The sequence below is a fragment of the Croceibacterium segetis genome, from assembly GCF_011320115.1.
GTDB lineage: Bacteria > Pseudomonadota > Alphaproteobacteria > Sphingomonadales > Sphingomonadaceae > Croceibacterium_B > Croceibacterium_B segetis.
The window spans coordinates 32548-46735 of record NZ_JAANOZ010000010.1; the positions used below are offsets into that span (position 1 = coordinate 32548).

Sequence of the window (14188 nt, forward strand, 5' to 3'; positions counted from 1 at the left end):
GGAGCGTGCTTGCCACTCTCTCCCCCTTTGGCGTCATCAATACGGGGGGAGGACTTAAGGAAGGTTTAAGTCGGCGTTTACCGTCTTGGGTGCCGGTTTCAGGCGGCGTGCGCGCGGATCGGGCGGTCGCCCGCCGGCAGCGGTTCGTAAAGTGCGAAGCGCTCCTCCGAGGGGCGGAAATAGGCGCCCTTCTCGAGCACCGTCTCGCCGCCGCCGAGCAGCAGCTTGCCGTCCGGCGCGAGCGCCTCGGCGAGGCGGGCAAAGGCTCGCGCCCGTACCGGGCCATCGAAGTAGAGGAGCACGTTGCGGCACAGGATCAGGTCGAACTGCCCGGGGTAGGGCGCCGGGTGCAGAACGTTGTGCACCTCGTAGCGGACCATCTGCCGCAAGTTGTCGCGCGCCCGCCATCCTTCGGGCGTCTCGGTGAAGAAGCCGAGCATCTGGCCGACGCCGAGCCCGCGCTGGATCTGGAAGTTGGAGTAGGTCGCCGTGCGGGCGAAATCGACCGCCGAGGCCGACACGTCGGTGCCGAGGATCTCGATCGACCAGCCGTCCCAGCGGGCCTGCTGCTCGAGGAAGGTCATCGCCACCGACAACGTCTCCTGCCCGGTCGAGCAGCCGACGCACCAGATCGCCAGCTTGCGCTCGGCGGCACGCTTGGCGCTGAGATCGGCAAGCACGCCGCTGGCCAGGTAATCGAAGATCTGCCGGTCGCGGAAGAAGTAGGTCTCGTTGTTGAGCAGCGCTTCGACGACGTCCTGCGCGAGCGAGGATTCGTCGGGCTGGGTGAGCAGCACGACGAGGTCCTGGTTGCTCGAGATGCCGCGGTCGCGGAACAGCCCGGCCAGCGCCGGGGCGATGCGCCAGCGGCGATCCTCGGTCAGCTTCTGGCCGGTGCGCGCTTCGAGCAGTCCCGCGATGATGCCGATCGCGATGTCATCAGGGTCCATCAGGCGCTCCGTCCGGTCGCGGCGGAAGCGATGCGGCCGGCGATGTCGAGCGGATGGAGGATCGCCGAGGCGAGCCCCGCTCGAGCGACCGAACCGGGCATGCCCCAGACCGCGGAAGTGGCTTCGTTCTGCACCAGGATGGTCCCGCCCGCTTCGACGAGTTCCTCGGCGCCGAGCGTGCCGTCGCGGCCCATGCCGGTCAGCACCACGCCGAGGCCGCCGCCGCCGTAGACTTCGGCGATCGAGGCGAACATCGGGTCGACCGAGGGCATGCAGCCGCTCGGGGCCGGGCGCCGCTCGAGCTTGACGGCCACGCCGCTCGGCTTGCGCACGACGGTGATGTGAGCGTCGCCGGGGGCAATCAGGATGCCGTCGGGGACCAGCGCCATGCCTTCGGCCGCCGCGAAAGTCTCGCGTCCGGTCAGTTCGCGCAACTGCTGCGCGAAGGCGGGAATGAACGAGACCGGCAAGTGCTGTGTGATCAGGATCGGGATGCCGAGCCCCATCGGCAGCGCGCCGAACAGCTGGCCGATCGAATGGATGCCGCCGGTCGATGCGCCGATGGCGACGATCCTGGCGCGTTCGCGCGAAGGACTGCGCAGCGTCGCCGTGTTCGCCGGGCCGTCGGCGCTGACCGCCTTGCGCAGCGGCCGCCGGCCGAGCGCGCGGATCTTGGCGAGCAGCTTGTCCTTGTAGTCGCGGTCGAAGCCGCCCGAAGCGGGCTTCTGAAGGGTGTCCGCCGCGCCGAGCGCGAGGGCTTCCACGGTATGTTCGGCGCCGTCGGCGGTGAGGCTCGACACGACCATGATCTTGGCTTCGCGGGCCCGCTCGATCATCTGCGGCAAGGCGCCGAGACCGCCCATCCCGGGCATCTCGAGGTCGAGCAGAATCACGTCGACCCGCTCGCTGGCGAGCAGCGTCAGGGCATCCTCGGCGGTCGAGACGGCGGCGGCCAGCTCGAGGTCGGCCTCCTGGTCGACCAGGCGCGAGAAGGCGGCGCGGACGATCAGCGAATCGTCGACCACCATGACCCGGATCTGGCGGCCGCGCTGAAGCGCCGGCCCCGCTCCGGGGGCGCCTAGCGGGGAAGAGTAGCCCAAGCTCTCCTCCTAAGCGGCGCCGACCAGCTGCAGTTTGATCTGCAGCGTATCGTGGTCGAACGGCTTCATGACATATTCGTCCGCCCCGGCGTCGATCGCCTCGCGGATGTGGGCGACGTCGTTCTCGGTGGTGCAGAACACGACCTTGGGCACGCGGCCGTCGGGCCGGTCGCGCAGCTTGGTCAGGAACTCGATCCCGCTCATCACCGGCATGTTCCAGTCGAGCAGGATCACGTCGGGCATGGCCTCGTCGCATTTGGCGAGCGCTTCCTGGCCGTCCGCGGCTTCGTCGACTTCGAAGCCGAGCGTCTCGACGATGTGCCGCGACACCTTGCGGATCACCCGCGAGTCGTCGACGATCAGGCAGTTCTTCATGGCGTTCGGCCCCTTGTTGGCGGTGTCCGATAGTCGCTTCACGGTAAACATTGGCTTACGCAGCCTTCCTTTTTGCAGGGCCTTCGATGAGTTTTGCGGGGTCGACGACCAGCGCCGGCCCGGCGCTCGTCTCGACCATGCCGATTGCCGCGCGGGCCCAGCCCGGCAGCAGATCGGCGCGAATTTCGCTCGGCTCGGTGTCGAACGGGACCACTTCCTCGACCGCGTCGACGACCAACGCGTAGAGAAACTCGTCGATCTCCACGACTACGGCGAGCGAACCGGGCACCTCAGCCTCGGGCAGCTCGAGGGTGCGGCGGCAATCGACCACCGTCATCGCCCGGCTGCGCAGCGCGGCCAGCCCGGCGATGTGCTCCGGCGCGCGCGGCACCGGGGTTATGCCGTCGAGCTCGACGACCGAGCGGATGATCTCGGAGGCGAAGGCGGCGCGTTCGCCGGCGATCGAAACGAGGAGAAGCGAACGGTCCATCTCAGGCCTCCGCATTCGCGAGGATCGCCGCGCCCGCCAGCAGCGCGTCTGCGTCGAACAATTCGACCGGGCGTCCACCGATCAGCGCCAGGCGTTGACCCGTCTCGCCTTTGGCGACGACGACTTCGGCCGGGTCGAATTCGCACAAATCGACGATCTCGGCGTAGGCATAAGCCCGCTCATCCCCATCCTCGCCGGCGCGGAACAGGTTGATCTCCTCGCCTTCCGGCTTGAATCCGCCGAGGCCAATGAGCGGGACGATGCGGCCGTCGATAACGGCTTGCGCAGTGCCATCCTTGGCGGTGCGCAAGGCGGAAACCGGAAGCTTTTCGATCCGTCGCACCGCGTCCATCTCGACCGCGCGCTCGGCGCCGTCGAAGCCGCGGAACATCAGCGCCGGCACCAGCTCGCGCTCCTCGGTGCGTTCGTGGCGCAGCTCGCGGCGCAGCGAGCGGTCCTTGACCTCGCGGATCATTCCGGCCGAGCGGGCGACGCCGGAGACGTCGAGCATCGGCACCGGGCTGCCGTCATCGAGCTGGGTCGTGCCCACGTAGAAACCGCAGGCCATCAGCACCGGCGCGATCGGTTTGACCACCAGTTCTTCGTGGTTGTGGATCGCATCGACCGCGAGGCCGAAGAGGTCGCCGCCAACCAGCCGGATGAGGACATAGAGGCGCGCTTCGCGCGGGCAGGTCGATTCCACGCCGAGGATTTCATCGAGCCCGACGCAGGCGATGCGCTGTCCGCGCACGGTGATGAACTCGCGGCCGCCGATCTGGGCGCTGTCCATCTCCTCGCTCGAGGCGCGGACGATCTCTTCGACGTAGCTGCGCGGGATCGCGAACGTGCGCTCGCCGACGCCGATGGTCAGCGACGGCACGATGCTGAGCGTCAGCGGAACGTTGAGCATCATTCGCGTGCCCGAGCCCGGGGTGCTGTCGATCATCAGCGAGCCGCCGATCTTCTCGATATTGGCGCGCACGACGTCCATGCCGACGCCGCGGCCGGAAACTGCGGTGACCTCCTTGGCGGTGCTCAGACCGGGCTCGCAGATCAGCGCGTTGCGCTCGCGCATGCTGAGCAACTTGGCCTCTTCGGCGGTCAGGATGCCGGCGGCCACGGCCTTCTCGACCAGCTTGTCGCCGTCGATGCCCTTGCCGTCGTCGACGATGCCGATGCGGATCTCGCTGCCGGTCTGGCGTGCCGAGATCTGCAGCATGCCGATCTCGCGCTTGCCGGCGGCCTGCCGCTCGGCAGGGGTCTCGATACCATGGTCGACGGCGTTGCGGATGAGGTGGACGAGCGGATCGCGGACGACCTCGATCATCTCGCGGTCGATCTCGACGTCGCCGCTCTCGATCTCCACCATGACCTGCTTGCCGAGTTCGTGCGACAAGTCGCGCACCATCCGCGGAAAGCCGGAGAACAGCGTCTCGATCCGCTGCATGCGGATGCGGGTGATTGCCTCACGCAAATCGGCGAGGATCGCCGAGAGTCGGTTGAACGGCGCGTCGAGGCCGGTTTCTCCCTCATGCTGCGCGATTCGTCGGGCGAGGTCGTTGCGCGCCACGGCCATGTCGGACACGCCGCTCATCACGCGGTCGAGCAGTTCGACCGGCAGGCGGATGGTCCGCGGGGTCGCCGACTGGCGGCGCTGGGCGCGGGTGGCGGCGGCGGCGGGAGCGGGCGCGCTTTCCTCGGCGTTGGCGTCGAGCGCGGCGATCAGCGGCGCGTCGTCGGCCTCTGGCTGTTCACGCCCGTCGCCGATCGCGGCGACGATTTCGGCGATACGGTCGATAATGGCGAGGACCGCGCTGACCAGCGCCTGATCGGGCTGGCGGCGTCCGGCGCGCACGTCGGCCAGGGCATCCTCGGCGGCATGGCTCAAAGCCTCGAGCCGCGGAAATTCGAAAAAGCCACAATTGCCTTTGACGGTATGGACGAAGCGGAAGATCGCATCGAGGCGCGCGCGATCGGCGGGATCGGCCTCCCACGCGACGATCTCGCCCGACAGCGCTTCGAGCATGTCGCGCGATTCGGCGATGAATTCGGCGAGCAGGTCTTCCATCGGGCTTCGGTCCTCTTGCCCGTGCCTTATGCCTGCAGATGGTTAAGCGGCAGTTACGGAAAGCACATGGAACCGGCGGCGCGCTAACCTGTTCGGGTGAGGCCCTTGTTGCGGAGAGCGCGGGACGATGTCGAATAAGCCAGACGGTAGTGCGAAGCCAGGGGGCAGCATCGACGGCGGAACCGACCAGCCGGACATGGAGCAGGCCAGCGAACGCCAACGCCTGTCGGCGGTGACCGTCTTCGAAACGCTCCGCGGGGAGGGCGAGGACGAACTCGAACGGCCGGTCGTTGCCCTGTGGTGGTCGGGCGTTGCCGCCGGCATCGCGTTGCCGACGTCGGTCCTCGCGGAAGCGGTGCTCTACCGGGCATTCGCCGGCAATCCGGCGCAAGAAATAATCGCTGCTTGCGGCTACGCGCTCGGCTTCGTGCTGGTGATCCTGGCCAGGCTGCAGCTGTTCACCGAGAACACCATCAGTGTAGTCCTGCCGGTGCTGGCCGAGCCGACCGGCGACAAGCTGTGGCGTGCGGCGCGCCTGTGGGCGGTGGTGTTCGTAGCCAACCTGGCCGGCACCTTTGCGACCGCCTTTATCTCGCTCAAGCTTGGAACGACGAGCCCGGAGAACACCGCCGCCATGCTCGAGGTTTCGCGCAAGGTACTCGAGCAAGCCGGCTGGTCCGGATTCTTCCAGGCCATTCCGGCAGGCTTTTACATCGCCGCGATCGTGTGGATGCTGCCGAGCTCGAAAAGCTTCGAGTTCTTCACCATCCTGGTCTTCGCGTGGCTGATCGGCGCCGGCGCGTTCGCGCACGTCATCGTTGGCTCGGCCGAAGTCTTTCTGCTCGTCGTGCACGGCGAACTGGGCTTGTGGAGCGGATTCTCCACAATCTTGCTGCCCGTGCTCGCCGGCAACGTGATTGGCGGGACCGGGCTGTTCGCTTTTCTCGCCTACGGTCAGACCGAAGGCGGCAAGGACTAGGCTGCTAGCCGCTGTAGTAATTGCCCGAGGGCAAGTGGATCGTCGCGGCGCCGTCGTCGAAGGCGACACCGGGCGGGTCACCGCCTGCCGCTACTGTCTCCATCGCCCGGCGCAAGGCGCGGCGCTGCATGGCTATGCCTTTGTCGGAGGTCACCAGGTGCTCCTCGCTGTGGAGCGAGATCGCGCCCTGGCCGGCCTGCGCTTCATAGTCGCCCGGCTGGTCCTGCCGCTCTTCGAGGGTGCGCTGCGACCAGGGCTTGAAGTTCTCCGCCTCGAGCCCGCGCATCGGCCGGCGGCCGTCGGGCGTGACGGCCGCGCGCATCGCCATCAGGATGCGGCTATGGCTGTCGTCGACCGGCACCGAGAAGCCGATCCCGTTCGGTCGGCCCGGGCGCATCGCCACGTCGGGCACGCACATCACGTTGGGCATGATCCAGGTCGAGACGCGGTTGACGTGGCGACCGTCTTCGAGATCGCGGTGCGCCTTGTAGACCACGCCGCCGTCGATCTCCTCGAACTCGACCGTCGGCATGACCGCGAACTCGCGGACGAACTGGGTGCCGCTGAAGGTCGTGTGCAGCACCTGCACGTGGAATGGGTCCATCACGTTGTCGTTCATGTGCAGCCAGCTGTAGGGCACGACCTCCGGGCCATTGATGTCGCCGTGCGAGCCGAGCGAATTGTCGAAGGCGAGGTAGTCTTCGCCGTCCTCCAGAGGCTCCATCGAATCGAAGCGCGGCAGCACCGGCATCTTCTCGGGCGGGCCCATGTAAGCCCAGACCAGGCCGTAGCGCTCGCGCACCGGATACCACGGCTGGCGATGCTCGGAACGGCAGAGGTAAGGGTTCGGCTCGCACGGCTGCTCGATGCAGTTGCCTTCGACGTCGAACTTCCAGCCGTGATAGCAGCAGCGCAGTCCGTCGGGCTCGACATGGCCCCACAGCAGGCTGGTGCCGCGGTGCATGCAGCGCGGGTAGAGCAGCCCGGGCCGCCCCTCGCCGTCGCGGAACACGATCAGGTCCTCGCCGAGAATGCGCACCTCGCGCGGGCGCGTTGTGACATTGCGGCTGGCGAGTACGGGCTGCCAGTAACGGCGCATCAGCTCACCCATCGGCGTGCCCGCTCCGACCTGGGTCAGCGCCGCCTCAGGGTGCTGCGCGGAACGGCCGTAAGCGGTGCCTTGCGGGACCGATTGCTGGGTCGGTGCGGTGGGGTCTATCACGCTGGCCATCGGCGGCTCCTCTTTCCCTGTCGGGCAGTCTCGGACAGCGAGCGGACAAAATCAACGATTAGGTTTTGCCGAGCGCCTCAAGCAGGCGATCGAGCAGCGGGTGCTGGCTTTCGAGCATCATCTGGCGCGCTTCGGGAATGTTCATCCATCGCGCGGCGTCGACCTCCGGAAAGGCGGCCATCTTGCCGCTCTTCGGCGGCCATTCGAGCTCGAACGCATTGCTGGCAAGCGTGGCCGGGTCGAAATCGTGCTCTACCGCGAAGGCGGTCACGTACTTGCCGCCCGCCTGGCGAATTTCGCCCAGAGGGACGAGCTCCTCCGCGAGCTCGAGCCCGATCTCCTCCGCCAGCTCGCGCCGGGCGGCGACATCGTGTTGCTCGCCGGGATGGATGGCACCTTTGGGAATCTGCCAGGCCCCGCGATCCTTGCGCCGCCAGTATGGCCCGCCCGGATGGACGAGCAACACTTCGATCTCGGGCGCCAGCCTGTAGAGAAGCATTCCGGCACTGCGAGCGACCATCCGACCGGCGATCTAGTCGAAGCAAATGACGGAGATGGAATATGCCAATTCGGCTTGCTTATTTGAGGAAGCGCCTGGAGTTGATGCGAAAGCCATAAGACTGGCCATAAATGCGGCGACGGTTCACGCCAACCCGCGATTGGAAACCACCGAGCATACGTGGAGAGGGGCGCGATGGATTTGGGCATCAGAGGCCGCAGGGCGATCGTCAATGGAGGCAGCGCGGGCATGGGCCGAAGTGCCGCGCTGGCTTTGGCACGCGAGGGGGTCGAGGTCTTCGTCTCCGCCCGGCGTGAGGATCGCCTGGTCAAGGCGTGCGCCGAGATCGCCGCCGAAACGGGGGCGAAGGTCACGCCCATATGCGCCGACCACAGCAGCGCCGAAGGCCGCGAACGGATCCTCGCCGCCTGTCCGGAGCCCGACATCCTCGTCGGCACCTGCGCGCCGCCGCCGATGACGCCCGACTACCGGGCGATCACCGACCGGCAGTGGCGCGAGGCGATCGACATTTCACTGCTCTCGCCGATTGAATTCATGCGCCGCGTGCTCGACGGAATGGTCGAGCGCAAGTGGGGCCGCGTCGTCAACATCGCCACCGTGGCGGCCAAGTATCCCGGCGAGATCCGTGCGCTTTCAGGCAGCACCCGGGCGGCGCTGGTCAACTACACGGTGGCCGTGTCGAAGATCGTCGCTCCGCACAACGTGGTCATCAACAATCTCCTGCCCGGAATGCACCATACGGCGACCGTCGAAGAGCTGTTCACGGCCCGCGCCAAGGCCAAGGGCATCACCTACGACGACGAGGTCGCCGAATTCGTCAAGGATTGGCGCATCGCCAGCGGGCGGTTCGGCGATGCCGACGACGTCGGCGCCATCACCGCGATGTTCTGCAGCGAGTTCGCCAATTATATCACCGGCCAGAGCCTGGTTATCGACGGCGGGGCGACGACTTCGACGTTCTAGCCCGCATCGGGCGTGTAAGTCAGGCCGTCCAGCGGCGCCGGCTTGGGCCGGGCGACACGTTCTCCGGTCTGGCCGGCGATCCCGCGCAAGACCGGCCCGGACCAGTCGCGGATCAGCCGCTCGGCGAGGCGCCAGTGGCCCTCCTCGCGGCGGAACAGGTCTTCGTAATAGCCCATTACGTTGAGCAGGTGCGGCCCGTCCCCCTGGCGCAAGGCGACCGCCACATAAGACCGGCTGCGCGCGCCTTCTGCGCAGGGCTCTATCAGCGTGTTGCTCACATGGTGCTGGCGCCCGGCCGACGACGGCAGGCTGCGGAAGAATTCGGCGAAGTGACGGAGGGCCTTCGCGCCCTGCCATCGCTCCGGTTTTTCGAACGCATCCCACACCAGCACGCCGTCGCGGCAGAAGCAGGCCACGAAGCCATCGACGTCACCAGTATCGAGCGCCCAGACATAGCGGGCGATGGTGTCGCGAATGGCCAAGCGATCATCGGCGGTGAGGGTTGGGGTCACGATCAGGTCACCGCGTAATAGTCGAACGCGGTGGAAGCGCCCTGGCGCTCGGCCACGCCGACGAAGACGGTCCGATTGAGCCAGTCATGGGGGCCGGGCGGCACCTCGAAGGTGGGCGTGATGCGACAGTAGGTCGCGGCGGGATCGACGCTCTCGCCAGCTTCGATCCTGGCAACTACCTGGGGATCGGACCAGGCGATGCCGCGGTTGTGGATGTAGATCGGCGTGCCGTCGTCGGCTTCGAGCATATAATGAGCTTCGAATTCGATCAGCCCGCTGGCCCAGATGCGCGGCCAGTCGCCGCCCGAGAAGGGGACCACCCGGCCGGACAAGCGCGGGCCGCTGATCTCACCGCCGACGACGGCGACGAATCCGCGGGTGAAGGCCTTGGCAGCGGGCTCGAACCGCAGCCGCGGCCCCTCGCCGAAATCGAGGCGCGCGCGAAACGCCAGTTCGAGCGACGGTGTCTGCAAGCCGATCCTCCTTGTAGCGCCGCTGGTCACATGCGCTAGACAGGCGGCGACTCCTAACGGGACGACGGGCAAGGTGGAAGAGTTCGACTATATCATTGTCGGCGCCGGCAGCGCCGGATGCGTTCTCGCCAATCGTCTCAGCGCTGATCCGGCCATGCGGGTGGCGCTGGTCGAGGCGGGCGGCGAATGCCGCCATCCGCTGATCGACATGCCGCTGACCTGGATGCAGGCAGCCGCCTCGCCTCGGTTCGGCTGGGGCTACGAAAGCGAACCCGATCCCAACCTCGACGGGCGAACCCAGCCGATCCCGCGCGGCAAGGTCCTGGGCGGCTCGTCCTCGATCAACGGCACGATGTATATCCGTGGGGCGGCCGCCGATTACGATGCGTGGCGCGACGCCGGCCATGAGGGCTGGGGCTACGAAGACGTCCTGCCGCTGTTCAAGCGTTCCGAAGCGAACTGGCGCGGGGCGAGCGAGGTTCATGGCGGCAGCGGCGAAATGGACGTTTCGCCGATGCGGCCCGACCCGATGCTGTATCCGGCGTTTCTCGAAACGGCGCACGCGCTCGGGTACCCCGACTGTCAGGACTTCAACGTCCCCCAGCCCGAAGGTTTCGGCATGCCCGACTGCACGATCCGCGCGGGCCGCCGGGCGAGCAGCGTGCGGGCGTTCATCGACCCGGTCGCCGGAAGGGCGAACCTCTCGGTCGTGGCCAACGCCACTGTTCGCCGCGTCGTTATCGAGGATCGCCGCGCGACCGGCGTCGAGCTGGCGGACGGGCGCAGGCTGGGTTGCCGAGGCGAAACGATCCTGTGCGCCGGCGCGCTCAACAGCCCGCACCTGCTGATGCTGTCGGGGATTGGTCCCGCCGCATCGCTCAAGTCTGCCGGGATCGAACCGCTGGTCGACCTTTCGGGGGTGGGACAGAACCTGCAGGACCACCCGATCGCGATGAGCATCTGGAAGTCGGCAGTGCCGATCGGCTTCAACCGCGACATTCGCCTCGACCGGCTGGCGCTCAACTTCGTGCGCTGGCAACTGACCGGGCGCGGCCCGCTGAGCCAAAGCCCGATGTCGATCCAGGGCTTCGTGCGCTCGGGCGACGATCAGGAGCGGCCCGACCTGCAGTTCCAGATCGTCCATAGCGGCTACGACGCGCGGGTCTGGTTTCCCGGCTGGCGCAAGGCCCCTACGCCGATGTTTTCCTGCGGCGCGATCCTGCTCAATCCCGAGAGCCGCGGCGACGTTACGCTGGTTTCGGCCGATCCGCTGGCTTTGCCGCGAGTGCAGTTCAACTTCATGAGCGCCGAGGGCGACCGCGAGCGTCTTCGCCGCGGCTTTCGCTTCATCCGCCGGTTCTTCGCCACCTCCCCGGCGAGCGGTCTGGTCGAGACAGAGCTGGCGCCCGGCCTGCAGGCGCAGAGCGAGGACGAGATCGACGCCTGGCTGCGGGCGTCCTTGATCAGCGCAGGGCACCCGACCGGCACATGCGCGATGGGCAGGGTGGTCGACGACGCGTTGCGGGTGGTCGGGGTCGAACGGCTGCGGGTGGCAGACGCTTCGGTCATGCCCAGCGTCATTCGCGGCAACACCCATGCGCCGACGGTGATGATCGCCGAAAAGGCGGCGAAGCTAGTTCGCTGAGCGTCGGCCGGGAGCCAGGGCGATGACCGGCAGCGCCAGTATCAACAGCGAGGCGAGCAACCCGATCGCCAGCGGAAACCCCCCGCGGCCGGCGACCAGCACCCCGGTCAGCCATGGCCCGATCACCCCGCCCGCCGTGCCGAACATGCTGATCAATGCGATGGCGCCGACCGGCACGCTGTCGCCGCCGAGCCGCACGCTGGCGGGCACTGCCCAGAACACGCCTTGCGCGGCGCCGATGCCCAATCCCGCCACGCAAAGCAGCGCAAGAACCGGCCAGCCCGGCGGGAGCAAGGCCGCGGCCAGCATGGCGAGACCCGCGGCGGCGCAGGGCAGGCCGGTGTGCAGGAGCCGCTCGCGTTTGCGGTCGGAGCGCCGCCCGTTGGCGACCAGCCCCACGGCCAATCCCAACAGAGGCAAGGCGCTGAGTGTGCCGATGGCGAGCTCGCTGCCGCCGAGCGCCAATTGGCGCACGAGCTGGGGCAACCAGAACACCAGCGCGTAGGAACCGGTCATGACTAGCAGCCAGGCCACCGAGCAGCGCCACAGCCAGGGATCGCGCAGGATCCGCAGGTTCGGTGCCGCGCTGGTGGTGGCGGGTGCCGCGCTGTTGGCAAACTCTCGCTCGATCCAGTGCGCTTCCTCGCGCGAGAGCCAGCGCGCCTTGTCCGGCCGGTCGACCATGTACAGGGCCGCGGCCACCGCGATGATCGCATTGGGCACGGCGAGCAGCAGGAACATGTAGCGCCACGGCGCCACTCCCAAGGGATTGGCGATGCCGAGCAGCCAGCCGCACAGCGGCCCGCCGAGCACCATCGACAAGGGCACTGCGACCAGCGCCCCAGCGAGCGCCCGGGCGCGCATCGAGGGCGGCGCCCATTGCGAGATCAGCCAGGTCATTCCGGGTGCGAAGCCCGCTTCGGCCATGCCGAGCAGGAAGCGCGCGGCGTAGAACTCGTTGGCGCTGGCGATCCGCGCCATCAGCAACCCGGAGGCCGCCCACAGGAGCATGGACACGAAGATCCATGACTTGATCCCCCAGGCCCTCAGCAGCCGCACGTGCGGATACTGGAACAGCAGGTAGGCGATGAAGAACGCGCTCACCCCCTGGCCGAACTGGCTCGGCGAAAGACCGAGATCGGCCGACATTGCGCTGCCGGCGTAGCTGATGTTGACCCGGTCGATCGAGTTGACGAAGGTAATCAGGGCGATCGGCACGATCAGCCAGACGATCAGCTTGCGCTCGACCCGCCGCCTGAGCCCCTCGTCGCCCTCGTCCGGTCCTGCCAATGCTCGTCCCCCTCGATCACCCCCGTCTATGCGGTCCCGCGCAGCCACGATAGTGCCGACGCAAAGGGTCTTGCCCGGCCCCCTGCCGCGTGTGACGATGGGCGTCGAATGGTCGCCCGCTTTTCCAGGCCCCAGCCGCAAGGCTTCCTCGCGCCGCAACGCTTCGACGCCGACTTGCTCGATTGCGAGGTCGAGGGGACGATTCCCGCGGACATGGACGGCGACTTCGTCCGCGTCGGCGGCGAGTGGTTCTACCCGCCGAAGTTCCCCGACGACGCGCCGCTCCATTCCGACGGCTACATCAGCCGCTTCCGCTTCAAGGACGGTCGCGTTGCGTACAAAGGCCGGTTCGTCCGCACGCCCCGGTTCGAGGCCAACCTCGCCGCCGGGCGCCAGCAGTTCGGCTATTACCGCAACCCATTCACCTGCGAGGCCGCAGTCCGCGGGTTGAACGGCACGGTCTCCAACACCGCTCCGCTGGTCCATGCGGGAAAGCTGTTCACGCTAAAGGAGGACGCGCTGCCGATCGAGATCGATCCCGATACGCTGGACACGATCGGACAGTGGGATTTCGGCGGCGACTACAAGAGCGAGACGTTCACCGCGCATCCCAAGGTCGACCCCACTTCAGGAGAGATGATCGCCTTCGGTTACGAGGCGACGGGCCTCGCGAGCGACGACTTGTTCGTCTATTTCATCGACGGGCACGGCCAGGTCGCCCGCGAGGTTCGCCTGAAGGTGCCCTATGTCTCGATGATCCACGATTTCGCGGTCACCCAGGACCACCTCATCTTCCCCTTCGCCTGCTACACGACGAGCATGGAGCGGCTGGAGGCGGGCAAGGTCCACTGGGCGTGGAACCGGCAATTGCCGAGCATGATCGGGGTGATGCGCCGCGACGGGGACGGGTCCGACATCCGCTGGTTCAAGGGGCCGGAACGCTGCATGATGCACGTGTTCAACGCCTACAGCGAAGGCGACAAGGTGGTCCTCCACGCGCCGTTCTATGAATCGAACTTCTTCCCCTTCTTCCCCAACGTCGACGGCTCGCCGTGGGATCCGACCAAGGCCGTCGCCTACGTCCGAAGGCTGACCTTCGACCTCGGCAAACCCGGTGAAAGCTGGGACGAAGAAATTCTCTTTCCCAACCCGATCGGCGATCTCGGCAAGGTCGACTCGCGCTACACTACTCTGCCGCAGCGCTATGCCTTCACCAATTTCGCCGACGCGGCGCGACCCTTCGACGAGGCGCGAACCGGAATGCCGCGGGCGCGGATCACCAATACTTACGGGCGGTTCGACCTGCACACAGGCGCGATCGACCGCCTGTTCGTTGGTGACACCCACACGCTGCAGGAATGCAGTTTCGTGCCTCGGCGCGGCAGCAGCGAAGAAGGCGACGGCTATTTGATCGGCACCGTCTCCAATCTCGTCGAGATGCGCACCGAGTTGGTCATCGCCGATGCTCAGCGCCTCGGTGAAGGCGAACTGGCGCGGTTGCACCTGCCGTTTCGCGCCGCGGCGCAAGTCCACGGTTGCTGGTACGACGCGGAGCAACTCACACCACTGGCGGAAGGTCCTGCATGATCGAT

The 14188-nt window shown here is 67.2% G+C and carries 14 protein-coding genes; 4 read left to right on the forward strand and 10 right to left on the reverse strand.

Annotated elements, in window-relative coordinates:
- Positions 1–98: 98 nt before the first annotated feature.
- Genes G7B69_RS12005 through G7B69_RS12025 form a run of 5 tightly spaced genes read right to left on the reverse strand, consistent with a single transcriptional unit; the run spans position 99 to position 4983 of the window.
- Positions 99–950 carry a CheR family methyltransferase gene (locus G7B69_RS12005; protein ID WP_166179578.1) on the reverse strand — a complete coding sequence of 284 codons (852 nt, stop codon included), beginning with the start codon at positions 948–950 and terminating at the stop codon, positions 99–101.
- Positions 950–2050 (reverse strand): chemotaxis-specific protein-glutamate methyltransferase CheB, encoded by a 1101-nt coding sequence (cheB, locus tag G7B69_RS12010; protein ID WP_243415152.1) that lies wholly within the window; start codon positions 2048–2050, stop codon positions 950–952. The genes G7B69_RS12005 and cheB overlap by 1 nt, the downstream gene beginning before the upstream one ends.
- A 9-nt stretch (positions 2051–2059) precedes the next feature.
- Positions 2060–2425, reverse strand: coding sequence for a response regulator (locus G7B69_RS12015; protein ID WP_166179723.1), 366 nt, complete (start codon positions 2423–2425; stop codon positions 2060–2062).
- Between the two features lie 55 nt (positions 2426–2480).
- Positions 2481–2915 carry a chemotaxis protein CheW gene (locus G7B69_RS12020; RefSeq protein WP_166179580.1) on the reverse strand — a complete coding sequence of 145 codons (435 nt, stop codon included), beginning with the start codon at positions 2913–2915 and terminating at the stop codon, positions 2481–2483.
- Position 2916: 1 nt separating this feature from the next.
- Complete coding sequence (locus G7B69_RS12025; RefSeq protein ID WP_166179582.1) at positions 2917–4983, reverse strand: chemotaxis protein CheA; 2067 nt, start codon at positions 4981–4983, stop codon at positions 2917–2919.
- Between the two features lie 127 nt (positions 4984–5110).
- On the opposite strand from G7B69_RS12025, the gene G7B69_RS12030 reads away from it, so the two are divergent.
- Positions 5111–5962, forward strand: a complete 852-nt coding sequence (locus G7B69_RS12030) for a formate/nitrite transporter family protein (RefSeq protein ID WP_166179584.1) — start codon at positions 5111–5113, stop codon at positions 5960–5962.
- 4 nt (positions 5963–5966) lie between these two features.
- Here the strand turns inward: G7B69_RS12030 and G7B69_RS12035 are convergent, their stop codons facing one another.
- Together G7B69_RS12035 and G7B69_RS12040 are read right to left on the reverse strand one after the other, a co-directional pair.
- Positions 5967–7193, reverse strand: a complete 1227-nt coding sequence (locus G7B69_RS12035; protein ID WP_166179586.1) for a Rieske 2Fe-2S domain-containing protein — start codon at positions 7191–7193, stop codon at positions 5967–5969.
- A gap of 58 nt (positions 7194–7251) precedes the next feature.
- On the reverse strand, positions 7252–7713 hold the full coding sequence (locus tag G7B69_RS12040; protein ID WP_166179588.1) for an NUDIX hydrolase: 462 nt from the start codon (positions 7711–7713) through the stop codon (positions 7252–7254).
- A gap of 174 nt (positions 7714–7887) precedes the next feature.
- Between G7B69_RS12040 and G7B69_RS12045 the strand changes: the two genes are divergently transcribed.
- Positions 7888–8676, forward strand: a complete 789-nt coding sequence (locus G7B69_RS12045; RefSeq protein WP_166179590.1) for an SDR family oxidoreductase — start codon at positions 7888–7890, stop codon at positions 8674–8676.
- Here the strand turns inward: G7B69_RS12045 and G7B69_RS12050 are convergent.
- Positions 8673–9188 carry a nuclear transport factor 2 family protein gene (locus G7B69_RS12050; RefSeq protein WP_166179592.1) on the reverse strand — a complete coding sequence of 172 codons (516 nt, stop codon included), beginning with the start codon at positions 9186–9188 and terminating at the stop codon, positions 8673–8675. The genes G7B69_RS12045 and G7B69_RS12050 overlap by 4 nt on opposite strands.
- A 2-nt stretch (positions 9189–9190) precedes the next feature.
- Entirely contained in the window at positions 9191–9661 is a 471-nt protein-coding gene (locus G7B69_RS12055; protein WP_166179594.1) for a DUF3237 family protein, read from the reverse strand.
- Between the two features lie 73 nt (positions 9662–9734).
- Between G7B69_RS12055 and G7B69_RS12060 the strand changes: the two genes are divergently transcribed.
- Entirely contained in the window at positions 9735–11306 is a 1572-nt protein-coding gene (locus tag G7B69_RS12060; RefSeq protein ID WP_166179596.1) for a GMC family oxidoreductase, read from the forward strand.
- On the opposite strand, the gene G7B69_RS12065 is transcribed toward G7B69_RS12060, so the two are convergent.
- On the reverse strand, positions 11295–12596 hold the full coding sequence (locus G7B69_RS12065; protein ID WP_166179598.1) for an MFS transporter: 1302 nt from the start codon (positions 12594–12596) through the stop codon (positions 11295–11297). The two genes, G7B69_RS12060 and G7B69_RS12065, sit on opposite strands and share 12 nt — an antisense overlap.
- Positions 12597–12704: 108 nt before the next feature.
- Between G7B69_RS12065 and G7B69_RS12070 the strand changes: the two genes are divergently transcribed.
- Positions 12705–14183, forward strand: a complete 1479-nt coding sequence (locus G7B69_RS12070; protein WP_166179600.1) for a carotenoid oxygenase family protein — start codon at positions 12705–12707, stop codon at positions 14181–14183.
- Positions 14184–14188 lie beyond the last annotated feature (5 nt).